Annotated in this window: 18 protein-coding genes and 1 pseudogene; 14 read left to right on the top strand and 5 right to left on the bottom strand. The window is 58.3% G+C overall.

The genetic code is table 11. From position 1 onward, the window contains the following. The 7 genes and pseudogenes from LLY24_RS03540 to LLY24_RS03575 all read left to right on the top strand — a co-directional run. Window positions 1-404: pseudogene (locus LLY24_RS03540) on the top strand (hypothetical protein); the annotation flags it as partial. Beyond that, window positions 401-3,784 carry a toxin VasX gene (locus LLY24_RS03545; protein WP_259034907.1) on the top strand — a complete coding sequence of 1,128 codons (3,384 nt, stop codon included), beginning with the start codon at window positions 401-403 and terminating at the stop codon, window positions 3,782-3,784. The pseudogene LLY24_RS03540 and the gene LLY24_RS03545, both read left to right, overlap by 4 nt. After that, entirely contained in the window at window positions 3,781-4,833 is a 1,053-nt protein-coding gene (locus LLY24_RS03550) for a Yip1 family protein (RefSeq protein WP_259034908.1), read from the top strand. The genes LLY24_RS03545 and LLY24_RS03550 overlap by 4 nt, the downstream gene beginning before the upstream one ends. Window positions 4,834-5,013: 180 nt before the next feature. Beyond that, window positions 5,014-5,301 (top strand): hypothetical protein, encoded by a 288-nt coding sequence (locus LLY24_RS03555; RefSeq protein ID WP_259034909.1) that lies wholly within the window; start codon window positions 5,014-5,016, stop codon window positions 5,299-5,301. A 4-nt stretch (window positions 5,302-5,305) separates the two neighbouring features. After that, window positions 5,306-5,602, top strand: coding sequence for a hypothetical protein (locus tag LLY24_RS03560; protein ID WP_259034910.1), 297 nt, complete (start codon window positions 5,306-5,308; stop codon window positions 5,600-5,602). Window positions 5,603-5,682: 80 nt separating this feature from the next. Continuing rightward, entirely contained in the window at window positions 5,683-6,807 is a 1,125-nt protein-coding gene (locus LLY24_RS03565) for a WD40/YVTN/BNR-like repeat-containing protein (RefSeq protein ID WP_259034911.1), read from the top strand. A gap of 237 nt (window positions 6,808-7,044) precedes the next feature. Beyond that, window positions 7,045-8,301 (top strand): RHS repeat-associated core domain-containing protein, encoded by a 1,257-nt coding sequence (locus LLY24_RS03575; protein ID WP_486606396.1) that lies wholly within the window; start codon window positions 7,045-7,047, stop codon window positions 8,299-8,301. Window positions 8,302-8,866: 565 nt separating this feature from the next. Here the strand turns inward: LLY24_RS03575 and LLY24_RS03580 are convergent. The 4 genes from LLY24_RS03580 to csiR all read right to left on the bottom strand — a co-directional run bounded on the left by LLY24_RS03580 (window position 8,867) and on the right by csiR (window position 13,021). After that, window positions 8,867-9,643: an EAL domain-containing protein gene (locus tag LLY24_RS03580; protein WP_259034914.1), complete on the bottom strand. Its 777-nt coding sequence runs from the start codon at window positions 9,641-9,643 to the stop codon at window positions 8,867-8,869. 100 nt (window positions 9,644-9,743) lie between these two features. Beyond that, window positions 9,744-10,970, bottom strand: coding sequence for a CaiB/BaiF CoA transferase family protein (locus tag LLY24_RS03585; protein WP_259034915.1), 1,227 nt, complete (start codon window positions 10,968-10,970; stop codon window positions 9,744-9,746). 22 nt (window positions 10,971-10,992) lie between these two features. Further along, the gene (locus tag LLY24_RS03590; protein ID WP_259034916.1) at window positions 10,993-12,171 is read right to left on the bottom strand and encodes an acyl-CoA dehydrogenase; all 1,179 of its coding nucleotides are present in this window, start codon (window positions 12,169-12,171) and stop codon (window positions 10,993-10,995) included. Between the two features lie 160 nt (window positions 12,172-12,331). Continuing rightward, complete coding sequence (gene csiR / locus LLY24_RS03595) at window positions 12,332-13,021, bottom strand: DNA-binding transcriptional regulator CsiR (protein ID WP_259034917.1); 690 nt, start codon at window positions 13,019-13,021, stop codon at window positions 12,332-12,334. Between the two features lie 344 nt (window positions 13,022-13,365). Between csiR and LLY24_RS03600 the strand changes: the two genes are divergently transcribed. The 3 genes from LLY24_RS03600 to LLY24_RS03610 are packed head-to-tail and all read left to right on the top strand — an operon-like array spanning window position 13,366 to window position 16,939. Beyond that, window positions 13,366-14,325, top strand: a complete 960-nt coding sequence (locus LLY24_RS03600) for a TAXI family TRAP transporter solute-binding subunit (protein ID WP_259034918.1) — start codon at window positions 13,366-13,368, stop codon at window positions 14,323-14,325. Window positions 14,326-14,380: 55 nt separating this feature from the next. Then, the gene (locus tag LLY24_RS03605) at window positions 14,381-14,866 is read left to right on the top strand and encodes a DUF1850 domain-containing protein (protein ID WP_427854544.1); all 486 of its coding nucleotides are present in this window, start codon (window positions 14,381-14,383) and stop codon (window positions 14,864-14,866) included. 51 nt (window positions 14,867-14,917) lie between these two features. After that, window positions 14,918-16,939 carry a TRAP transporter permease gene (locus LLY24_RS03610; RefSeq protein ID WP_259034920.1) on the top strand — a complete coding sequence of 674 codons (2,022 nt, stop codon included), beginning with the start codon at window positions 14,918-14,920 and terminating at the stop codon, window positions 16,937-16,939. A gap of 71 nt (window positions 16,940-17,010) precedes the next feature. Here LLY24_RS03610 and LLY24_RS03615 read toward each other — a convergent pair whose 3' ends face one another. Next, the gene (locus LLY24_RS03615) at window positions 17,011-19,533 is read right to left on the bottom strand and encodes a penicillin-binding protein 1A (protein ID WP_259034921.1); all 2,523 of its coding nucleotides are present in this window, start codon (window positions 19,531-19,533) and stop codon (window positions 17,011-17,013) included. Between the two features lie 191 nt (window positions 19,534-19,724). Here LLY24_RS03615 and pilM point away from each other — a divergent pair, with 191 nt between their 5' ends. Genes pilM through LLY24_RS03635 form a run of 4 tightly spaced genes read left to right on the top strand, consistent with a single transcriptional unit; the run spans window position 19,725 to window position 22,361 of the window. Further along, window positions 19,725-20,693, top strand: a complete 969-nt coding sequence (pilM, locus tag LLY24_RS03620) for a type IV pilus biogenesis protein PilM (RefSeq protein WP_259034922.1) — start codon at window positions 19,725-19,727, stop codon at window positions 20,691-20,693. Then, on the top strand, window positions 20,693-21,274 hold the full coding sequence (locus LLY24_RS03625) for a PilN domain-containing protein (RefSeq protein ID WP_345799641.1): 582 nt from the start codon (window positions 20,693-20,695) through the stop codon (window positions 21,272-21,274). The genes pilM and LLY24_RS03625 overlap by 1 nt, the downstream gene beginning before the upstream one ends. Beyond that, window positions 21,271-21,834, top strand: a complete 564-nt coding sequence (locus tag LLY24_RS03630) for a type IV pilus inner membrane component PilO (protein WP_259034924.1) — start codon at window positions 21,271-21,273, stop codon at window positions 21,832-21,834. The genes LLY24_RS03625 and LLY24_RS03630 overlap by 4 nt, the downstream gene beginning before the upstream one ends. Continuing rightward, the gene (locus tag LLY24_RS03635; protein ID WP_259034925.1) at window positions 21,831-22,361 is read left to right on the top strand and encodes a pilus assembly protein PilP; all 531 of its coding nucleotides are present in this window, start codon (window positions 21,831-21,833) and stop codon (window positions 22,359-22,361) included. Before LLY24_RS03630 ends, LLY24_RS03635 begins: the two co-directional genes overlap by 4 nt. Window positions 22,362-22,404 lie beyond the last annotated feature (43 nt).

The raw sequence follows: 22,404 nt of genomic DNA on the forward strand, positions 1-22,404 counted from the left end.
AGCTAACCGAAGCCGGGCAAGAGATCCACCACAAGGCAGGCAGCCAAGTCGTCCTGGACGCTGGCGCCGAGATCACCCTCAAGGCCGGCGGCAGCTTCGTCAAACTCGACCCCAGCGGCGTCACCATTGTGGGTGCGCAGGTGCGTATTAACTCGGGGGGGAGTCCGGGTAGGGGGACAGGGCAGGCGGCGCAGGAGCCTCTACTGCCGAAGCAGGCGATGGCAGAAGCGCATGAAAAGGTGCTAGCACCTAAGCACACCGCTTCAAAAAAAATGTCGCTTTCTAACGTCGAAGGTTCAGGCCAACGGGTGTTCCTCGTCGATGTTACGAGCGGTAGGCAGAATGGCCAGCAGGTTCGCCTGCGTAAGGGACGCGGTCAGAAGAATGGAGGGCAGCAAGGATGAGTCAAGATGACCTCAAGGCGCTACAGGACGAAGATATAGAGCTGGGTGTTCGCCGCCGTGTCGAGTACGAGGACGATGAAGACGGTACCTTGGCACTGGTCATCCCCAAGCGCGAAGGCGGCGGTGAAATCGAGATACCGTTAATAGAACATGCCAGAAGCGTTGTTGAACGTACCGATGGGCATATACAGGATAATACGCTGCTGGCCGTACGCCCCCTGGCAGAAATTGGCCGCAACCGTCCTGTGCAGCAGCATGGCGTCACTACCTATACCGGTATTGCCACCGCCATGCTGCGCCCTGGGTACTTATATGTATTCTTCGATAACCAGCTGTGGCGCGAGCTTGAGGTTGGCCCTGACGGTAAGCTCAGCGATGTTGATCTCGCACACTATCGTGAACAAGCCGAGCAGGGAGCGACACCTAACGAGCGTGATAGCGAGGGCGAGTGGCTCGACGATATCCTACTTCCGACCATGTTGCAGGGGCAGGCAACCCTCTATAGGGTGCGACTTGCTTATAGCGAAATTGCCTGGAGCTGGCCTTATATCACCTGGCTGGAAGCGAACCCCGGGCGAATGGAAGCACGTACTTACGCCGTAACCCATGCCCATGCTGTCATATTCAACATGGAAAGCTGGCTCTCCATGCAGACGGGCTTTCCCGCCGAGAGCATAGCGGATCAACCCGCATTGCGTGCGCGTGACCTCGGCATCGAGTTGATGCTGGCGTCTCCTGATGCCTTCACTACCGAATTTACGGCTCCCTCGGAAAACGAACTGTGCGCGAAGCTCAAAGCGCTGTGGGAACAGGCGGGTGAAACCGATCGCGCCGCTATGTTAGCGCTGGAATGCGACGCGGGCAGCGATTTACTAGACAACATCCGCGACAATGCGGGCATCGTTGCCGTGGCATTGCCTGATCCCCTGTTCACGCTGCGCCACGCCCTGGCTCAAATACATCTGTCCCAACACTATCTCGATGGTCTTGATAGCTTGCTGGCCGACAACCCCCTGGGGCATTCGGCCAAGTTGATTCGACAGGCACTTTACGTTGAGCCAAGCGGTGGAGAGGGAAACCCTCTTGCCGAGTTTCAGGAAGCTATCGACTCGGCCAAGCTTGATAGCACCTTGCAACAAGCCGAACGTGACGAAGCCGTTGCGGTGATTCGTGCTTCTCTTGATGCCCTCCAGCAGTTGGTCAGTCACAACCAACTGACGGCTGTGCTGCGCGATTTTACTAGTCATCATCAATTGGCTATTTGCGAAGGCTACGCACTTTGCGGTGACCTATTCGGGGTGTTACAGCAACTTCCCGGCGTGCTCAGCGATCAAGGAGAAGCTTCCCTTGAGGAGTACACCAAAGAATTGCTGAAGACGCTATTGTCTGACCAAGAATTGCAATCGCTATGGAGTGTCGATGAGGATGCGTCCTCGCATGAGGATATACCGGATGGCAGTGGCAATTTTCGTTCCGACTTCCTACATCAGCTTGCCGAGGACGATAGCGATATCGATGATGCCTTAGCCGAGAGTCTTGGGCTAGAAACACTAGGATTGATCGCACAAAACCTAGCCGAACAAGATCAGGAGCAACCGAATGCTGTACTCAACCTGCCTAATGCAGGCAAGGTAAGCGGTCTCGTCAGTACCGTACTGGGTCAATGGAGTCAAGCACTCCTTCGGGCAGCGGAGCGAGTCCATGATGATATCCAACTAATTCATCTCCGGCGTACATTTACGGCGGTAGGCGCCCATGCCAATCTGATTGATGGCAATCTGAGCGGTGAGTTGCAGGTTATGCAGCGGGGGGATGTCGACCTAACCCGCTACACCATTATCGGTGTGCACGGCGAAGGCATTGAATGGGGATTGACCGACCGCGACCGCCTCAGTGGTGCCTTCCAAACCCAACGGGACTATCTTTATGCCGACCAGATAGATCCACGAGGGAATGCCCAAACCTCGACCAGCCCCAGGCGTATGTCAGCGGAAGTCGATAGTGCCATCCATCAGGTAGCCAGACATACCTTTGTATTCGTCTTGCCTGTGGGCCATCCTGAGGCGGCTAAGGTAGCTGAGCTGCGTCTTGCCACGGTTGCCGGGCAAGTAAAGGTAGTGATTGATGGTCCGGCAGTGTCGAAATTATTGGTGGGGTTTGCGATATATAACCTTGGTCGAGAAATAATGAATGTTAACAAAGCGGAAAGTGAAGGGTATCTCGCTTTGCACAGCTTAAAGGTAGGCAGTGCGACTGCTGATCTAGGTGCTGCTACGATGAAGTTACATGCGGTGCTTCAGCCTCATTCTATTTCTATGACTGGACGATTCATTCAGCGGCCATGGTTCGATATGAAAAATTGGCCGCTTATTGGAGCTAGGTTAACAAAGTTCGGTGCTAGCACCATAGTTCGAACAATGAGTTTGGCTAATTTCTTAGCTGGTGCAGTAACCATTGGTGTTGGCAGCTGGGAGTTACGCAATAGTTTGCAGCAAGGAAATAGTGATGCAGCTATTGGGCACGGCATAGCGGTCGCCGGTGGGATCCTTTTTCTTGCAGCTCCTTTAATGGCAGGATTAGTAATGATACCCGGATGGGGCTGGGCTCTGCTGGGGTTAGGGCTGGCCATCGGTGGATCAAGCTATGCTGCTATGAATCAGGATACCCCCTTCGAGCAGTTACTAAAGCGAGGGCCTTTGGGCACGCACCCCGAGAGCTACACGGCATCCGCTGACGATACCATTTACTATCCCCAGCTTTTGACACAGCTCAGCCCCATTAATATCGATGTAGTCCTCTATGGCAGCCTAAATCGCTCAGAACAGCTATCCTTGCTTGACAGTGTATGGGAATCGACTACGAACAATCCCAGTAACCGTGATTATGTCGTGACCATTAGTACACCACTCATTAGCCGTTACAAAATCGGTGAGACATTGAACCTGGGGGTTCAGGAGCTAGAGCAGACGGATACTGGTACCATCACCCCGCTCGGCACCTACGAACAACTGTCGTATATCACGGGGGCGCCAGAGCCCTTTGAAATTGGAAAACGCCAGCTACTACCACAGCAAAGCGCCGTACGCTTTCTGGTTAAGCGCAAAGTCGCCGAAGAAAGCTTTGATATGGGAGCGACCTCTTTAACCTCTACGTCACGACTTCGCATCGCCCTACAAGCCCGAGTTGAGTGGGAATTGGGAGAGATGGTGCTGCCCACCCCAATGTTAAAAGAGTACGAGCCCTACGCAGAAGGTCAACATGATGCGCTACCAGCACGGTCATACCGTACGGTAAATAATCCGGTCGCTAATTTTATCAACTCCTTGACAGGGCGAATCCAAGATCCACGCTATTGGTACATCGAGGAGTTTCAGGTATGAGTGAGAATACCTCCAAATCTTACAGCTCTACGGTTTACCGTGCTGATAAAATTCCAAAAATACCTGCGCCCACTAAAAAACGCGAGCGGATTGGAGAAGAATTGCTGCCTTATGGCAACTATGCAGAAATAAATCCTTATAATAAAATATGCGAAGATGCAGAGTTTGTTCAGAAGTGGGGTGTAGAGGATAGTAGTTTATACGAAATAGATGATTCCTGGAATCATCAAAAAATTCAGTTTCTTAGTAATAGCTCGATAGCTTTAATGGGGTTTTCAGTAATTCCATATTTGGTGGTTTTGGTTTTAGGAGGGATTTGGCTCTTTTTTATCATAGAGATTTCCCGATTCGAGGGTGCGTTAAGTGTTTTTTATACTCTTTTTTTTTCTATTTTAGGTTATATTGGGATTTTTGTAATCGGCCCTTTTTTGACAAGAGCAATAATGAGTGGCGTAGTTGTTTTTTTAACTCCTTTTAATTCCTTTTTTAAAGGTAAAGAAGACGCTTACTTAAAAAGTCGACAAAGTGAGTTCAACCGCCAAACCGGCATGGCGAGCTTCTCCCAAGGTAAAAAAAAGCAGCCACTCGTTGCACCCTTCATCGAATTTGATGGTTACGTCGAGCGCGTGGTACAGCGGGGCGGTATCTTCTATCGGTTGATGTTCGTGCATCGCTATACCGGTAAGCAGTTCAGCCAGACTTCCCTTAGTACCATCGTCGATCATAAGCACGAAGTGCATGCCCTCTGGGATATGCTACAGCGCTATATGGATGTAAGTCAGCCATTGCCCGATGTGCCACGCCTGGAACCTTTCCGCCATCTTGACCCCACCACAGCCGAACACGACAGGCAAACTGGGCGCAACCCTCGATACTGGCGCGACCTCGATTTGGAAGCCTGGAAAGCAAACGAAGGGGCAAAACTGCGACAAGCGCAAATCGATTTTCCATGGGGCCGCCAGCGCTGTCAGCTCACCCCACAGCTCGGCAAAATCGATATGGAAGCTTATCAGGCTAAAAAAGCGGCTGCAGCGGCAGAAAGTATTTAACTCTCAACCTGACATAAGCCGGTGAAGCCCCGCACTGCGCTGCACACCCCACTGGTGGTAGCCCGGGTAGGGAGAAGGCGACGCAAGGTCCGCTGTTGCCAGGATGGGCGCTATGCGTTGATAGAGTTGGCGCCGCTAGCGGTTCAAACTCGAACGATCCTATTCAACGAGATAGTTGACGTGGGCCGCTACTGGTCGCTCATCAAAGACGAACGTCAACCCCACTTACAGCGCGAAGGCCCTTGGTTGTTAAGCATTCCGGACCGGCTGGATCAGTTACACCAGGTTGATGAAGCTCGTTGGCATGCCTTGCATGGTGAACCGGAAGTTATGCAACTAACGGCTGAGCTGGTTGATTTTGCACCGTCGTTATTTGAGGGAATATGCTCGTGTGAGCGTCCTCGTCATGTGGCAGGCGCGCTGATGCAAGCCACAAATTATGGTTTGACGGCTATTGTCGACAGGTGAGCCTTTGCTTCCAATACCCATGTCTTCCAATACCCATGTGCCCGCCTATCTAGATGCGGGGCTTGCGGAATTACCGATTATCGACTTGATGCGAATCGGCACCCAACCTAATGTCGAAGAGTGGCTGGATGGCGAAACATGGAAGCAAGCCACCGACAGCGCTGTCGAGGTAGGTAAGGATAAGCTCAAGGGGGCGGGAGCGGCCATTTCAAGCGGGGCACAGGCAGCGGCCGAGGCCGTGGGGGAGGGTATCAGTGCTGTAGAACAAGCCCTATCGCGGTTAACGCAGCACAGGCGTTAGGAGTCACTATGCGTCGAGTTCGATGGACAATCGCCATACTGGTCATTGCAATAGCCGGATATGTCATAGGGAGTGGAGGTATGTGGGAGCGCATCAGCAACGATTTTACGAAGGAAGATACTCCTTATGGGCCTGGGGATTTTCGAATTCGTGGCGAGCAAATTTTATCGATGAAGCTAACGAACCCAGAAGTTACTACTAAGCCTATTGAGGAGCGTAGTGACCCAAATCGGGCTGAGTTTACCGAGAGTTGGATGTATGGCCCAGGAGAATCAGCCAATCGTCGCACCGCACGCATTCTTGGTGGTTCGCTGGAGCAAGGCATAGAGAGGCGCTTCGAAGAGTACGCACAGCAGGCAGATTGGTGGCTTTCTCCTGACTGGAATACGCTTTATCTTGCGACAGGCTGGGCAGATCGTTCTATTAACAAGCCCCAAGGACAGCGCTATCACCCTCAGCTTACTCAGCTATTTAAATCCACTGACCAGGGCGAGTCCTGGGAAAAAATGCGCTGGCCCGAGCATCAGAACATCTCGGCGCTGCGCTTTCTGGATGCCCAGCGCGGCTATCTGATCGGCTGGGGCCCCCATATTTGGCGTACCGAAGATGGCGGTGAGTATTGGGAGGAAATTCCAGTGCCAACAGGGGCACGCAACCCTGAAGACGAACGCCAGCGTTTCGATCTGGTTGCACTGGACCAGGATGATGTCTTGCGCATGGCGTTCTTTGATGAGGCCCGTGGCGAAAGTGTCATCTACTCTCTCCCTTGGGGCGAAGACGAACCGGTCTTCGAAGTGGCCATAGGTGATTACGGGGTGAACGACATCGCCGCTAATGAGCAGGGCGAGGTCTATATTCTGGCCCGCAAGGGGCGCCCCATGTCCTTGATGCCCAGGGAACAATTGGTTCACCACCCCAGCTCTGTTTGGCATTGGGATGGCGATCAGCTAGCCGAGCTGCATGAATTCGATAGCGATATTGTGGGCTATGCCTTATATATCACGCCGGAAGAAGGGTTGTTGTTCGATGGAGTTAACGAAGGCAGCCTGTTGGGCCAAGATGTCACCGCCGTTAGCTACGACGGCGGCGGCGATTGGAAAATAGAAAACGAAGGTCGAAGCGCCGAGGGTGGCTATTACGATACCCGCACAGGCGAACGGTGGCGTGTCTCTGGTTATTCGCTTTATCGGCGGGAGATTCCCTGAATAATGCGACTACCCTTACGGCCTGAGCGCCCTGGCACTGAAATTGCAATGGGCCTGACGTCGAATGCCCTACACAAGGAAGCGCAGCGCCACTTGGACCTGAATAGCATCGGATAGAGACCATCGGATAGAAGCAGTCGCTGAACTTGGAACACGGCTATACCGAACGTGACTAGTTGGAATCGCCTCATCCTGTGCGTCGCGCAATCAGGGTACCAGCACGACGCCCTAGGCCGGATGAACTTCCGCGCCCTGCAGGGCGATCAAGCCAAAGTGATAGCGTATAGCTACGATGCCGCCGGCCGCCTCACCGGCAGCCAGCACGGCGACCAGGCCCACCGCTACGTGGTGGATGCCGCAGGCAACCCCCTCGACGGCCAGCAACCCGTCACCAATAACCGCGTGACTCAACATAAGTGCGCCCGCTACCGGTATGACGGTGCAGGCAACCTGATCGAAAAACACGCCGCCAACGGTGACCGCTTGACTATGGGGTACGACGGCGCCAACCGCCTGGTAAGCCTCACCCGCACCCGCGAACTTGGTCAGACGACCCAGGCCACCTACCGCTACGACGCCTTGGGCCGACGCATCAGCAAAACCGTGCATCACGACAACGGCACTACCGCTACCACCCACTACGGCTGGGACGGCGACCGCATCGTGCACGAAGAGACCGACAACCAACGCACGACCATCGTGTATGAACCGGGCAGCTTCGTGCCGATGCTACGCATCGATGAGACCCTGCACGGCCAGCGCCTCAGCGCCTTCGTCACCGATGCGATTGGAACACCGATGCAGCTCATCGCCGCCAACGGCGATACCCACTGGCAAGCTCTGCCCGACGACTGGGCAGCGGTGAGAAACGAACGCGGCAACACCACCCAGCCCATTCGGTTCCAAGGCCAGTGGCAGGATGAAGAGAGTGGACTCTACTACAACCGGCATCGGTATTATGATCCGCAGCAGGGGCGGTATATTAGTCAGGATCCGATTAGGTTGCGGGGTGGTGGGAATTTGTATGGGTATGTGGGCAATCCTACGGGGGTAGTAGATCCATTAGGGTTATTCGCAGCCATTGGCTGTCCTGACGATCAAGGTGCTTTTGATGGCGCGGTAGATGGTGTTTTGTCTTTAGGTAAAGGTCTGCAGAGATTTTTTAGATACGCAGCTAGAAGCGTTGGTTTTTACGGATTAGATGAAGCAAGAAATGCTAATAGAGAAGGGCATATTATAGATGCTGCTGTAAAGGAGTATTTCACTAATCCTGAGGCTAGGGAGTTGGCGAATTCAGCTATAGTCCATGAGGCACGACAAGCTGAAAATTATTGTGATTATAATCAAGGAAGGGTTATTTCCAGATTAGGCGTTGGATTAAGGCTAAGCCCTTTGGGAGCATTAGCAACAATGGGAGATATCTCATATGGCGTTGAACAAGGTAGTCGTACAGTAGATGAGATTTTAGGGGATGGTATATATGGACCTAAATAATACTTTAAGCAATAAAGGGTTTTTTTGTGTTTTTTTTATTGTATTTTGTTTAAGCGTTCCTTTAAATTTATATTTTGCATTTTTTTGGATTGTGGCTTTTATTTTTTTATTGTTCTTTATTCCAATGCTTGGGTTGAAGCCTAGGATTATAAAGAATGGCTGGTTAGCATTTTTTGGGGGATATTACACCTCTGCTATTTTAGCAATATTGTGTGCGATTTTTTACTATTAGATAGAGTTTGCTATAAAGTGATAAATAAAGAGTGGCTTGAAGATCTAGTATTGCTTCCTTCTTATGTTGACTTTTCAATGCTTATTAAAAAAATAAGTGTTATATTGGATTGTATTATTTTTATTTCTAAATATTTTTTGGTAAGATATATATGTTTACGGTAGTGCATAATACTTTTCTAAGTGGCCGATTGTGTCGAGAAAAAGTAGCAATAATCTTGTTTATGTTTCAGTGCTTTGTATTGGGGGTGATGTTTTATAGAGTCGCTATAAAATGTCACTGTTCAATCAGTAAGCACAGCGCCTCACATCCAAAACTACTAAATACGCCCACTCAAACCTCCCCCCGCAGCCCCAAAAGCCGCTCACTTAGATTAGGCCCGAGCGTGCCGATTTGGGGGCGGGCGAAGTAGAAGCCTTGCTGGCAGGTGATGCCTGCGCGGGCAAGCCATAGGGCTTCTTCATGGGTTTCCACGCCTTCGGCGATGAGTGTTGTGCTGAGCTCTTTGGCGAGTGGTACGAGGGCTTTAAGTAGCGCTTGTCGGCGGGGGTCGCTGTCGCAGTTCATGACCAATTGGCGGTCTACTTTGAGGCGGTCGGGGGCGAGGATGGTCAGCAGGTCGAAATTGGCGTAGCCGCTGCCGAAGTCGTCGAGCGCGGTTTGAAAGCCCATGGCGCGGTAGACCTCGATGATGCTTGCGAGATGTTCGCGGTCGCGTACCTTCTCGGTTTCGGTAATCTCGAAGATGAGCTGCTCGGGGGGCCAGCCGACCTGATGTGAGATGTCGAGGGTGGCTTGAATGCAGGCCTCGGGCTCGTACACCGCATTGGGGAGAAAGTTGATCGATAGCGGCGTGCGCATGTCGAGCTCGCTAGCCAGCGCGATGGCCTTTACGCGGCATGCTTGGTCGAAGCGGTAGAGTAGGTCATCGGTAACGCGAGAGATGACGCTCCAGGCCGATTCTCCCTGGGGGCCACGCACCAGCGCCTCGTAAGCCACGGTGCGTGCGCTGGCGATATCCACAATGGGCTGAAACGCCATGGTAAAGGCAAAAGGCAGCTCGCCTTCGCAGCGCTTGCACATGCCATTGACTCGCGCGCAGTGCCCCATGGGTGCTTCTCCTCTCTAATCGCCATTATCTCTAGGACCAAACGTTTACACCCAGCCCTTAAGGCCAAGCGACTGATCTAGCATCATGACCCTAGTGTAGTCAGATCACACCGGCGGCGCGTAGGGCTTGGCGCTGTTCTTGGCTGATCCCGATCTCATCGAGCACGCGTTCGGTGTGCTCGCCGAGCATCGGTGGGGCGCTAGTGGCTGAGAGCGTTTGGCCGTTGAAGCGAATGGGGTTGGCGACGAGATCGACGCTGCCTGCCTGAGGATGTGGCAGGGTCTGCTTGAGCCCCCGGGCCTTGACGTGAGCGTCGTCGAAGACGCGATCGAGCGTATTGATCGGGCCGCAGGGCACGCCTACCGCTTCGAAGGCGGCAAGCCAAGCGTCGAGCCCACGCAGGGCTAGGGCGGCGTCGAGCAGGGGGACGAGGTCGTCGCGATTCGCTACGCGGGCGCCGTTGGTGGCAAAGCGCGCATCCTCGCATAGAGTAGGTTGCTCGATCACTTGGCAAAAGCGCTTGAACTGCTCGTCGTTGCCTACGGCGACGATGATATGGCCATCTTGGGTGGCAAACGCCTGGTAAGGCACGATGTTGGGGTGGGCGTTACCCAGGCGCTGGGGGACTTGGTGCGAAGTGAGGTAATTCATCGCCTGATTGGCTAGCACGCCCACCTGCACGTCCATCAGCGCCAGATCGATATGGCCGCCCGTGCCGGTATCCCGACGCTGGTAGAGCGCGGCGAGCACGGCATTGGCGGCATACAGGCCGGTGAAGATATCGGTGATCGCTACACCCACCTTCACCGGGCCGCCGCCGGGCGCCTCGTCTGGCTGGCCGGTGAGGCTCATCAAGCCTCCCATGGCCTGAATCATGAAGTCGTAGCCTGCGCGATGCGCGTAGGGGCTCTCTTGGCCGAATCCTGTGATCGAGCAGTAAATCAGCCCCGGATTGAGCGCCTTCAGACTTGGGTAGTCGAGCCCGTACTTCTTGAGGCCGCCGACCTTGAAGTTCTCGAGCAGTACGTCGGCGTCTTTCACCAGCGCCTTGATCAGGTCCTGGCCCTCGGGGTGAGCCATGTCCACAGTGACCGAGCGCTTGCCGCGATTGGCGCATAGATAGTAGGCCGACTCGAAACTTTCACCCAGGCCTTCTCCAAGCCAAGGTGGGCCCCAGTGACGGGTGTCGTCGCCGCTGCCGGGGCGTTCGATCTTGATCACCTCGGCGCCCAGGTCGGCGAGCAGCTGCCCGCACCAGGGGCCGGCGAGCACGCGGGAAAGATCGAGCACCTTGACCCCCGCCAGGGGCGCTAGCGTATCGCTCATGCGGGCTCCTTGAGGTCGCGGTTTAGAAGAACGCCTGCAGGCCGGTCTGGGCGCGGCCCAGAATCAGCGCGTGCACGTCGTGGGTGCCTTCGTAGGTGTTGACCGACTCCAGGTTCACCATATGACGAATCACTCCGTATTCGTCGGACACGCCGTTGCCGCCGTGCATGTCTCGCGAAAGCCGGGCGATATCCAGCGCCTTGCCGCAGTTATTGCGCTTGATCAATGAGACCATTTCCGGCGTCCAGTTGCCCGCATCCATCAAACGGCCCACCTGTAGCGCGGCTTGAAGGCCTAAGGTGATTTCGGTCTGCATGTCGGCGAGTTTTTTCTGGATCAACTGGTTGGCGGCCAAGGGGCGGCCGAACTGCTTACGGTCCAGGGTGTACTGGCGCGCGGCATGCCAGCAGAACTCGGCAGTGCCCATCACGCCCCAGGCGATGCCGTAGCGGGCCTTGTTCAAGCAACCGAAGGGGCCTTTCAGACCACTGACATTGGGCAGAAGGTTCTCTTCGGGAACGAAGGCGTTATCTAGCACGATCTCCCCGGTAATCGAGGCGCGCAGCGACACCTTGCCCTCGATTTTCGGTGTGGAGAAGCCTTCCGTTCCACGCTCGACGATGAAGCCTTTGATCTGGTTGTCGTGGGCGGCGGATTTGGCCCAGACCACGGCGATATCGGCGATTGGGCTGTTGGTGATCCACATCTTGGCGCCGGTCAGGCGGTAGCCGCCATCGACCTTCTCGGCCCGAGTGATCATCGAACCGGGATCGGAGCCGTGGTCCGGCTCGGTGAGTCCGAAGCAGCCGACCAGCTCACCGGTGGCAAGCCGGGGCAGGTATTTCTGTTTTTGCTCTTCACTGCCGTAGGTTTCGATGGGGTACATCACCAAAGAGGACTGCACGCTCATCGCCGAACGATAACCGGAATCCACCCGCTCCACTTCACGTGCGATTAGCCCGTAAGCCACGTGGTTGACCCCGGCACCGCCATACGCCTCGGACACGGTAGCGCCCAGCAAGCCCAGCTCACCCATCTCGGTCATGATCTCGCGGTCGAAGCGCTCCTCGCGGAAGGCGCCAAGCACGCGGGGCTGAAGATTTTCCTGGCAGTAGTCGTGAGCGGCATCGCGGATCTGGCGCTCTTCGTCGCTGAGCTGCTGTTCGAGCAGCAGCGGATCGTCCCAGTTGAAGCGTGACATGCAAGACTCCTTCGGTAGCGGGGCAGGCCGTTGGCTGTTGTTATCGCCTTAGGCACCGATGCGGATGGATGATTTCCTGAGTGCTGGCAATGTATCGCCACTTGATAAAAATATCTACATTTTTATCAAGTGGCGTAATTTTTCGAGTTGATTGATAGCGCTAGCGAATGTGGCGGGCTTTTAGCACGCGGGTGATGATCGGTACGGGCGTCATCAGGTGATCGCGCATTAGCTGACCGGCACGCTCGACGTCGCGCTCGAAGATGACGTCAACCAGCGCGGCGTGCTCTTGGCGCTTGGTGTCAAGGGCAGCGGGCGACATCACCGTCTCTTGCAGCCAAAGGTGGCGGTAGCGCTCGACCTGGTGGAACAAACCATCGCGAACCTGCAGCAGATGGGGCGAGTTGCAGCCGCTGGCGATGGCGGTGTGAAACGCCTGATGACGCTGATCCCAACTGTCGAGCAGATCATCGGGGGTGTTCACTTCGGTGATCTTGGCCAAGCGGTGGGCGCTCGCCAACACGCTGGCCTCCCAGGCGTCGTCGCCGCGCTCGATCGCAAGGCGCAGGATCAACCCTTCGAGCTGGGCGCGGGCATCGTAGATGTCGTTCAACTCGGCCAGTGACATGGGCGCCACGCGATACCCGCGCTGGCTGATGGCGACCACCAAGCGGTCGGCGACGAGCTGCGAAAGCGCTTCGCGCAGGGGGCCGGTACTGGTGCCGTAGCGCTCCTTGAGTCGGCTCATGACGAGCTTTTCGTCGGCGCCGAAATGGCCGCGAATGATGTCGCGCTTGAGCGCTTGGTAAGCGCTGATGGCCAGGTTGGGGCGCGCGTGCGATGGCTCCATGCAAACTCCTTGTCGGCGCAGAAAGGCAATCGGGGGAAATCGAATGGCGGCATTATGAGCAAAACGTAAAAATTTTGCAGAGACGACGATATTTTTAGCTGGCCGCGCTTACGCTTTTTTAAGCCACGTCTTCGCTCGAAAAGCCCGCCGCGCCGGGCGCCGTGGCGATTGCACTCGATGCAATACCAAAACGCGCAGAAAAAGTATTAGCAATTCCTCCTATTAGCAACGCTGCCCTGGCGGTGCTAACGTCCTTTCATCGCTTTCGTATACGCGAAGGCGGTGGCTTCCAACCTCCTAGCGTCACCCATATCAACAAGTCCAAACAGGACGGAGGACATACCATGCGTACTCTGAAATATGCCGCCGCAGCGTCGATGCTCGCGGTTGCGCTACCGGCCAGCGCTCAGCAGCTCTCCATTGCCACTGGCGGTACCGGCGGCACCTACTATCCCATCGGCGGTGGCCTGGCCGAGATGATCAACCGCCACATCGAGGGTGCCCAGGCGACGGCGGAAGTGACGGGAGCTTCGGTCGAGAACATGGGGCTGATCATGCGCGGCGACGCCGATCTCGCGCTGGTACTGGCCGATACCGCTTACCAAGCCTACACCGGTACCGGCGACTTCGAAGGCCGCCAGATCGAAAACGCCCGCGCGCTGGCCTCGGTCTACCCCAACGCCGTGCAGCTGGTCACGTTGGCCGAGTCGGACATCCACACCATTGCCGATCTGGCGGGTAAGCGCGTTTCCGTCGGCGCGCCGGGCAGCGGCACCGAGCTCAACGCGCGTGCGCTGCTCGAAGCCAACGGCATCTCCTACGAAGACTTCACGCCTCAGCGGCTCAACTTCAACGAAACCGCCGATGCCATTCGCGATGGCGACATCGACGCCGGGTTCTGGAGCGTAGGACCGCCGACGAGCTCGATCTTGAACCTCGCCACGACGCGCGATGTGCGTCTGATCGGTCTCTCCGACGAGGAGATCAGCAACGCCCAGGAAGAGGAGCCGGTATTCGCCACCTACGAACTCGCCGCAGGCATGTACGACGGTATGGACGAGGCGGTACAGACCATCGGCATTCCCAACGTACTGGTCGTCAATGCCGATATGGACGAAGAGTTGGCTTACGAGCTGACGCAGCTGCTGTTCGAAAACATCGACGAACTGATCGCCGTACACCCGGCGGCCAATGACACCACCGTCGAGTTCACCCTCAACTCCACGCCGGTACCGCTGCATCCGGGCGCCATCCGCTACTTCGAAGAGACGGGTACCGAGATTCCCGATCGCCTGCGTCCGTAAGCTCGCCAGCATGCGACTCAAGGTAAGCTTGCGCGCTCTGCTAGCGCTTGGTGCGATGGCGATGAGTGGGGGACACGGCGCTCTGGCCCAGGTGGCCGGGGCGCCGTTCGATCGGCTTCTCGAAGCGCGTACCAGCGAAGGTGAACGGCTCGTCGCCATCCCCATCGCCGCTGGCGAGCGCTGGTGTGTGAAGTGGAACCACTCGGTCGAGCACTTCACCGTGCTCGATTGCTACCGCAACGTCGAGGGCGCCATGCAGTTGGAGCGTAGCCACCAGCCCGACTTTGCCGCCGGGCTTGGGCCTACGCTCGGGCGCGGCGTGCAGCGCTCAGACGGCGAAGGCGGTTATTGGATCGAAGAGATCGACGAGCCGGTACCGGGCAATCGCTACTTTCTACGCGTGGGCGCACCCGGCGTCGACCACCGCTTGGTGTGGCAGAAAGCGGGCGAGATATCCGAGTTCAACCTGAGCGCCTATGTTCCCGGGCAGCGCGTGACCCTTCAGCTCGTCGCCCCCACGACGGCATCCGAATCACCCTAAGTTCGACTGCGTATTCAACGCCGCTGACCTGACAACCATCCCGAGGATCTCATGAGCGAATCCAACCAGCCGCCGGTTTTGATGCCGGGCGGCAATGCGATCCAGCCCCGTGTGCTGCTTTGGGCGATCACCCTCGTGGCGGTGAGCCTGTCCCTATTTCAGCTCTATTCGGCGGGTATTCAGCCGTTGGGGCTCTTCTACCAGCGCAGTATCCACTTAGCGCTGATCATGATGTTGGCGTTTCTTATGTTCCCTGCCTTTGGCCCCGGGCGTAAACGCGGCCCGCTGGGCGGCATCATCGATCTGGTGTTCTTTGCCGGTGCCGTACTCACCGGCGGTTACTTGGTCATCTACCTCGACGATATTTTCGGCCGCGCCGGATTCTGGAGCCAGACCGACATCGTCGTGGCCTGTATCGCCACCGTGACCGTGCTCGAAGCCAGTCGGCGCGCTGTGGGCTTTGGCATGACATTGATCGGTATCATCGCCATCGTGTACGCCTTTGCCGGGCCGCGCGGCGAGCTGCCGTGGCTGGGAAATTTGATGCCCGGCATTCTCGAACACCGCGGCTATACGCTGGACCGTGTAGCCGGGCAACTCTACCTCGGCCAGGAGGGCATCTTTGGTCTACCGCTGGGCGTGGCGGCGACCTATATCTTCATCTTTGTGCTCTTCGGCGCCTTCCTCGAAAGCACCGGGGCGGGCAAGTTCTTCATCGACATGGCCTACGCCGCCACGGGACGCCAGCGCGGCGGCCCGGCCAAGGCGGCAGTGCTGGCCTCGGCGGGAATGGGCTCGATTTCGGGCAGCGCCATCGCCAACGTGGTGACCACCGGTGCCTTCACCATTCCGCTAATGAAAAAGCTCGGCTACAAGCCGCATCAGGCCGGCGGTATCGAAGCGGCGGCCTCCACCGGCGGGCAGATCATGCCGCCGCTCATGGGCGCCGGGGCCTTCTTGATCGCCGAATACACCAATACGCCTTATCTCGATATCGTCAAGGTGAGCATTCTTCCGGCGATCATGTACTTCTCCACCGTCTATCTGTTCGTTCACATCATCGCGCTCAAGCAGGGGATGCAGGGCATGCCCAAAAGCGAGCTGCCGCAGATGCGCCAAGTGATGCGCGATGGCTGGCACTTCCTACTGCCGCTCGCGGTGCTAGTGTGGCTTTTGGTGCTGAACATGTCGCCCATGCGGGTGGGCTACTACGCCGTCATCACCATGCTGGCGGTGGCCGCGCTGCGCTACGTGCTGTGGTACTTCTTCGTCGCGCCGCAGCAGGGCCAGCCGGTGACGCTTACGCGCACGCTGGACGTTCTCAAGGCTGGGTTCTTCAAGCTGGTGGAGGGCTTGGAGCTCGGCGCGCGTAACGCCGTGGCGGTCTCCATGGCCTGCGCCGTAGCGGGCATCATCGTCGGCGTGGTGGGGCTGACCGGGCTAGGGCTCAAGTTCTCCTCGATGATGCTGGCCTTCTCTGGCGGCAACCTGGTGCTGGCGCTAGTCATGGTGCTGCTGGCGAGTCTCGTGCTGGGGATGGGGCTGCCGGTGACGGCAAGTTATATCGTGCTGATCGTGTTGGTCGGCCCTGCGCTGACCGCCGAATTCGGCGTGCCGCTGCTGATCGCTCACCTGGTGGTGTTCTGGTACTCCCAGGACTCCAACGTAACGCCGCCAATTGCGCTTGCCGGCTTTGCCGGGGCCGCGATTGCGGGCAGTAAGCCCATGGCGACCGGCCTGCAAGCGTGGAAGTTCGCCAAGGGGCTCTATCTGATTCCGCTTTTCATGGTGTTCAATCCCGAGATCATCATCGGCGGGCCGGTTCCGGTGGTGATCTGGAACGGCGTGATTGCCCTGGTGGCTTTGGGCGCCTTTGCTGCAGCGTTGGAGGGCTATCTGTTCACCCGCATGTCGTGGCTGCCGCGTATCGTCATCACCGCAGCCATCGTCGGGGTGTTCTACCCAAGCCTTGTGACCGAAGTGGCGGGCGTGGTGGCGATGGTGGTACTGATGACCGCCAACTGGCTGGCGAGCCGCCGCGAAACGTCTCCCCCGCAGCCCGCTGGCACTTAAAGCGCTGCTTGTCCAAGAAAAAAGCCCGACGATAGTGTTATCGCCGGGCTTTGTTTTACCGCGTGTATGACTTAGAAGATCGACTCGGCTGCGCCCGATCCCTGCGAGCCGCCGGCCTCTTCCAGCTCGCGGCTGATGCGGCGAGGCTGGTAGTCGGGCAGATGGTCGCGGTGGAACAGCTCGGTCATGCCGCCTGATTGATCATCGTAGAGGCGACGGCCAGTGTCCGGATCGACGCGGGCGGTGACCACGGTATCGGGACGTTCGGGCAGCGCCGGGGGCGTGCCTTCCAGGGCTTCGCCCATGAACGCGGTCCAGATCGGCAGAGCGGCATTGGCGCCGTACTCGGCGATGGTCTCATTGCTGTCCTTGCCCACCCAGACGGTGGTGACCAGATCGCTATTGAAACCGGCGAACCACGCATCGCGCTGGTCGTTGGTGGTACCGGTCTTGCCCACGATGTCCTCACGGTTGAGGCTCAGAGCGCCACGGCCGGTGCCCGAGGTAATGACGTCACGCAGCATGTCACGCAGGATGTAGGTAGCGGCGGCATCGGCCACGCGTGGCGCCACCGGGTACTCGCGGCCGTCGATGACGACGCTCTCCTGACCCTCGGCACAGCTCGGACAGGCGACCGGTGGTGTGGCTTCGTCGATCACTTGGTTGTCTTCGGCGCGGGTGATGCGTTCGATGTACCAGGGCGATACCTGGAAACCGCCGTTGGCGATCACCGAGTAGGCGTTGGTCATCTCCAGCGGCGTCAGGCTGGCGCTGCCGAGTGCCAGCGACAAACCGCGCGGCAGACGCTCGGGCGAGAAGCCGAAGCCTTCCAGGAACTGGATGGTGTGATCGAGCCCCATGGCCTGTAGTACACGAATGGTAACCAAGTTGCGCGAGCGTGCCAGCGCCGGACGCAGACGCATCGGCCCCTGGAAGTCACGACTGGAGTTGACCGGACGCCACAGCGTGTTGCTGCCGTCGTCGAGCACGACCGGAGCGTCGTTGACCACGCTTGCCGCGTTCATCTCACCATCCTGCAGGGCGGCGAGATAGATGAACGGCTTGAAGATCGAGCCAGACTGGCGCAGCGCCTGAACGGCCCGGTTGAACTTGCTGGCATTAAAGTCAAAACCGCCCTGAAGCGCCAGAATGGCGCCGGTGCGTGGGTCCTGCGCCACCAGCGAGCCTTCGGCATCGGGGCGTTGAGATAGACGCAGCGCACCGTCATTTTCGGTAACGCGAACGAGATCACCCGCCACGGCGATTTGATCGGCAGAGCTTGGCTCGGCGCCGCGGCTGCGCGGGCTTTGGTAGGGGCGTGCCCAGCTCAGGCCATCCCAAGCGATGGTGCGCAGTTCGCCGCCGCGCAGCAGCACCTGCATCTCACGCCCGCTGCTTTCGACGACGATGGCCGGACGCAGCAGGCCGAAGTTGGGTGTGCGCTCGAGCACCTGCAGCCAGTTACTCACGTCGCCGTCGATACCCTCGACTTCGGTTTGGCTACGCTCGGCGGCCTGGCGCGCGGTCTGACGAATTTCGGGCGACTCGGAAAGCTCCTCTTCCAGGCCGCGGGTATTGGTCTGCTCCTGGGCTTCGACCAGGCTTGCCGCGATCTCACGCTGCTCCGGCCCGCGCCAGCCGTGACGGTGATCGTAGTCCATCAAACCCTGTGACAGCGCCCGGCGAGCAGCGGGCTGCAGCTCGCTGTCGATGGTGGTGTAGATGCGGTAGCCACCGGTGTAGGCGGTGTCGCCGAAACGCTCGACGGCATACTGACGCGCCATTTCGGCCATGTAGGCGGCTTCGACCTCGGCCTGGGCCACGTGACGGCGCGCAGTGACCGGCTCCTGCACGGCGCTTTGGTAGGCGCCGTCGTCGATGTAACCAAGCTCGCGCATGCGGAACAGAATCCAGTTGCGCCGAATCAGCGAGCGCTCTGAGTTGGCTAGCGGATTGAAGGCGGAAGGCGCCTTGGGTAGCCCCGCGATCATCGCCGTTTCGGCAAGCGTCAGCTCGGAGAGCGGCTTGTCGTAGTAGGTCTCGGCGGCAGCGGCGATGCCGTAGGCGCGGTTGCCCAGAAAGATCTTGTTGACGTAGAGCTCGAAGATCTCCTGCTTGCTCAAGACCTGCTCCATCTGCAGGGCGAGCAGGATTTCGCGAATCTTACGGGTGAAGGTCTGATCGAGCGTCAGCATGTAGTTACGCGCGACCTGCATGGTGATGGTCGAGCCGCCCGACTGAATCGAGCCGCTGGACGCAAGCTCAAGCGCTGCCCGCGCAAGCCCGCGCGGATCGACGCCTGCGTGATTGAAGAAGTTGGCGTCTTCGGCCGCGATCAGAGCATTGACCATGTCCTGAGGAATTTCGGCGTAGTCCACGGCCATGCGGCGCTCTTCGCCGAACTCGCCAATCAGCTTGCCGTCACGGGTGAAGATACGAAGCGGCGTATGTAGCTCGAAGTCCTGAAGCTGGCGGACATCCGAGAGGCCGGGCGAGAAATAGATGGCAGCGCCGATCACCGCAAGCGTTGCAGCGCCGATCAGCGAGACGATGATGCCGATCAACGACAGAAGGAGGGTTCGCAAAAACGTCATGAACTGAAAACACCCGTGGGAAGAGTCAAGGAAGAGGCGGTAGGCCAAAAGCCATGGGCTGTGTGGCAGCCATTATAGGAACACCCTCTGGGTTGATAAAGCGCAAGTTGATCGAGGTGTACGTCGAAGTAAAATCATGTAGCCTCGATCGAGCAACGAAAAAAAGAATACCAAGGGAGGCTGCCTGCCGTATGCGTCGCCTGTCGTTCTTCAATGCCTTGATCGGGATCGATATTACCTCGACCTCTATCCGGCTGTTGGAGCTCGGTCGACGCCATGGGCGCACGTGCGTGAAGCGCTATGCGCTGTGTCCATTACCGGCGGATGCGGTCGTCGACGAGCGTATTCACGACGCCGATGCGCTCGCCCGTGGCCTACGTGAGGCCGTGAAAATGAGTGGCACACGATGTCGCTACGCCGCTGTCGCCGTACCCGCGAGTGCTGCCTGGATCACCACGCTACGCTGCCCCGCCGGGCTCGACGATATCACCCTTGAAACCTATATCGCCGCCGAGTTCGACCACCACGCCCCCTTTGCGTTCACTGACGCCGCCTTCGATTTTCAGCGTCTTGCCTTCGATGAGCCGACAGACGAGCTGCCTGTGACGCTCGCGGCCTGCCATCAGCGCGAAATAGAGGCACTTGACGATGTGCTGCACGCCGCCGGTCTCATCCCGGCGGTTATCGATATTGCCCCACTGGCGCTAGCGCGCGGCGCCGCGCTTTCAAGCCACTTGGCACCCCAGGCGATACTGCTATTAGAGTCGAGCCATAGCCTCTTTTGCGTGCTCGATGGCGGGCAGGTGATCCATCAGCAGCAGGCAGCCCCCCTTGCCGATTACTCAAGCGATGACACCGCCTTGAATGCGTCGCTGGGGGCGCTGCTAACGCGCCTGCTTTCGCTCTACGCTGCGCACTCGCTGCGCCAAACGCCGGATATGCCTGCTCCCGGTATGCCCAATGAAGTGTTGTTGGCGGGCACGCTCGCCGCGCGTATCGACGTAGCGGATGCCTCACTCACGACACTTGGCGTGCCGCTCGCGCTGGCAGCACCCTTCGCCGCCATGGACGTTCACCCGCGCCTCGATGCCAAGGCGCTTGTTTTGCGCGCACCGCAGTGGGTGATGGCGGCGGGGCTGGCGGCAAGGAGGCCCACGTGATGATCCCTACGCTCAATCTATTGCCGTGGCGTGAGGCGCTGCGCGAACGCCAACGACGGCGTTTTCAGGCGCTACTGCTAGTAGCGCTTATCGTAGGTGGGCTTTGGGGCGCAGGTGTTGCCTATCTCTATCAGCTGCGTCTTGACGTTCAGCAGCAGCGCAATGCGCTGTTGACGACGCGGCTAGAGGAACTCGCGGCAGTGGCCGAGGAGGGCCAGCGCTATCGCCAACGCGCCGAGGCGGCCCTTTCGCGTCAGGCGCAATTTGCCTCCTGGGAGTACCAGCGCCGCCAGACGCTTGTGCTTTTCAATGCGTTAGTCGAGAGCCTCGAGGAGGGCGTGATCTATCAACGCCTGGAGCGCCGCGGAGAAAACGTCGACGCCGTAGCGCTCGCTGAGCATGAAGGGCGCATTTCGGCCCAGTTGGGGCGCCTGGGGCGACACTCCGCCTTCGAGGCACCGCGGTTTACTGGCGTCGAGCGCTCGAGCAATGCGCAGGAGCGCGCCTTTCATTTCGCCGTCACTCAGCGCACCCCAACGGTGTCGGTGCCAAGCGCCAACCTAGGCGGGGAGGGGCCATGATCGATACCGCCACTATCGCGACCTGGCCGCGTTGGCGCCAAGCGCTTTGCCTGATTGGCGTGGCCGCTGTGGCCGCGTTTGCCGTATATAGCTGGGTAGCGGAGGCGCGCCGCGACGCCTGGCACGCAGCCAAACAGGAAGAGGCACGGCTTTATAACGACTACCGTAGCCGCGTGCTGGATGCCGTTATGCTCCCCGAGTGGCGTACCCAACTCGCGGCCCTGGAGACCGAAGCGGCGCGCCTGGACACCTCGCTGCCGCGCGGCGACGAACTCCCGGCGCTGTTGGCGCGCATCGCCGAGGCGGCGGCCGAGCGGGGGCTTGCTATCGAAACGCTGCGTCTGCGCGCGGCGGTGGGGCAGGATCATCACCATGAACATCCCCTCGAGATCGCCGTCCAGGGCGGCTTTCATGCGCTGGGTCTATTCATCGCCGATATCGCGGCGCTGCCGCATATCGTCACCCTGCACGACTTCACGCTAGTACCCGCCACGCGCAACGAGACGTTGAGGCTCACCGCAACCGGTAAGCTTTACAGCGTGGACGAGGCGGGCCTATGAGCGCATCGAGCCGGTTGGCGATAAGCGCGACGATCACGCTGACGCTTAGTGGCTGTATGCAGGCCGACGAAGCAGGCATCGAGGCTGCGCTTGCCGAGATTCGCACCCATACCGTGACAAGGCCTCTGCCTACGCTTTCGGATCGTCCGCGGGTGGAGGTCGCTACCTACCGGGGGAGCGATCAGCGAAGCCCCTTTGCCCGCGATATCGCGCCCGTTGCAGCGAGTGAACCCGGTGCGAGCCTTGAGACAAGCCTGTGGCATGGCGATGTCGAGCTGGCCGCGCTGCGTCTGGTCGGCACCCTGCAGATGGGGGCGCGTCGGAAAGCGCTGGTGGCCTCACCCGTTGGCGAGGTAGCGGCGGTGAGCGAAGGCGACTACCTGGGCCGCGAGCAGGGCCACGTCGAGCGCGTCGAAGCAGCGGCGCTTACGCTCAGCGAACGCCATTTTGCCCCGGCCGAAGGGTGGCAGCAGCGGCGCACGACGATGGCGATGGCAACGCCCAGCGATGACAACGAGAGATGGTAAAGGCCTGAAACGTTAAAGATTGGGGGGAGCGAAGAAAAAGGGC

This window comes from Halomonas dongshanensis, assembly GCF_024790395.1.
GTDB classification, from domain to species: domain Bacteria; phylum Pseudomonadota; class Gammaproteobacteria; order Pseudomonadales; family Halomonadaceae; genus Vreelandella; species Vreelandella dongshanensis.

What these genes read in the sequence shown, in the direction of transcription:
- LLY24_RS03585 (WP_259034915.1), bottom strand. Translation starts at nt 10,970, where the DNA reads ATGAGCGATACGCTAGCGCCCCTGGCGGGGGTCAAGGTGCTCGATCTT.
- LLY24_RS03635 (WP_259034925.1), top strand. Translation starts at nt 21,831, where the DNA reads ATGAGCGCATCGAGCCGGTTGGCGATAAGCGCGACGATCACGCTGACG.
- LLY24_RS03580 (WP_259034914.1), bottom strand. Translation starts at nt 9,643, where the DNA reads ATGGGGCACTGCGCGCGAGTCAATGGCATGTGCAAGCGCTGCGAAGGC.
- LLY24_RS03625 (WP_345799641.1), top strand. Translation starts at nt 20,693, where the DNA reads ATGATCCCTACGCTCAATCTATTGCCGTGGCGTGAGGCGCTGCGCGAA.
- pilM (WP_259034922.1), top strand. Translation starts at nt 19,725, where the DNA reads ATGCGTCGCCTGTCGTTCTTCAATGCCTTGATCGGGATCGATATTACC.
- LLY24_RS03600 (WP_259034918.1), top strand. Translation starts at nt 13,366, where the DNA reads ATGCGTACTCTGAAATATGCCGCCGCAGCGTCGATGCTCGCGGTTGCG.
- LLY24_RS03550 (WP_259034908.1), top strand. Translation starts at nt 3,781, where the DNA reads ATGAGTGAGAATACCTCCAAATCTTACAGCTCTACGGTTTACCGTGCT.
- LLY24_RS03605 (WP_427854544.1), top strand. Translation starts at nt 14,381, where the DNA reads ATGGCGATGAGTGGGGGACACGGCGCTCTGGCCCAGGTGGCCGGGGCG.
- LLY24_RS03615 (WP_259034921.1), bottom strand. Translation starts at nt 19,533, where the DNA reads ATGACGTTTTTGCGAACCCTCCTTCTGTCGTTGATCGGCATCATCGTC.
- LLY24_RS03610 (WP_259034920.1), top strand. Translation starts at nt 14,918, where the DNA reads ATGAGCGAATCCAACCAGCCGCCGGTTTTGATGCCGGGCGGCAATGCG.
- csiR (WP_259034917.1), bottom strand. Translation starts at nt 13,021, where the DNA reads ATGGAGCCATCGCACGCGCGCCCCAACCTGGCCATCAGCGCTTACCAA.
- LLY24_RS03565 (WP_259034911.1), top strand. Translation starts at nt 5,683, where the DNA reads ATGTGGGAGCGCATCAGCAACGATTTTACGAAGGAAGATACTCCTTAT.
- LLY24_RS03545 (WP_259034907.1), top strand. Translation starts at nt 401, where the DNA reads ATGAGTCAAGATGACCTCAAGGCGCTACAGGACGAAGATATAGAGCTG.
- LLY24_RS03575 (WP_486606396.1), top strand. Translation starts at nt 7,045, where the DNA reads ATGAACTTCCGCGCCCTGCAGGGCGATCAAGCCAAAGTGATAGCGTAT.
- LLY24_RS03630 (WP_259034924.1), top strand. Translation starts at nt 21,271, where the DNA reads ATGATCGATACCGCCACTATCGCGACCTGGCCGCGTTGGCGCCAAGCG.
- LLY24_RS03590 (WP_259034916.1), bottom strand. Translation starts at nt 12,171, where the DNA reads ATGTCACGCTTCAACTGGGACGATCCGCTGCTGCTCGAACAGCAGCTC.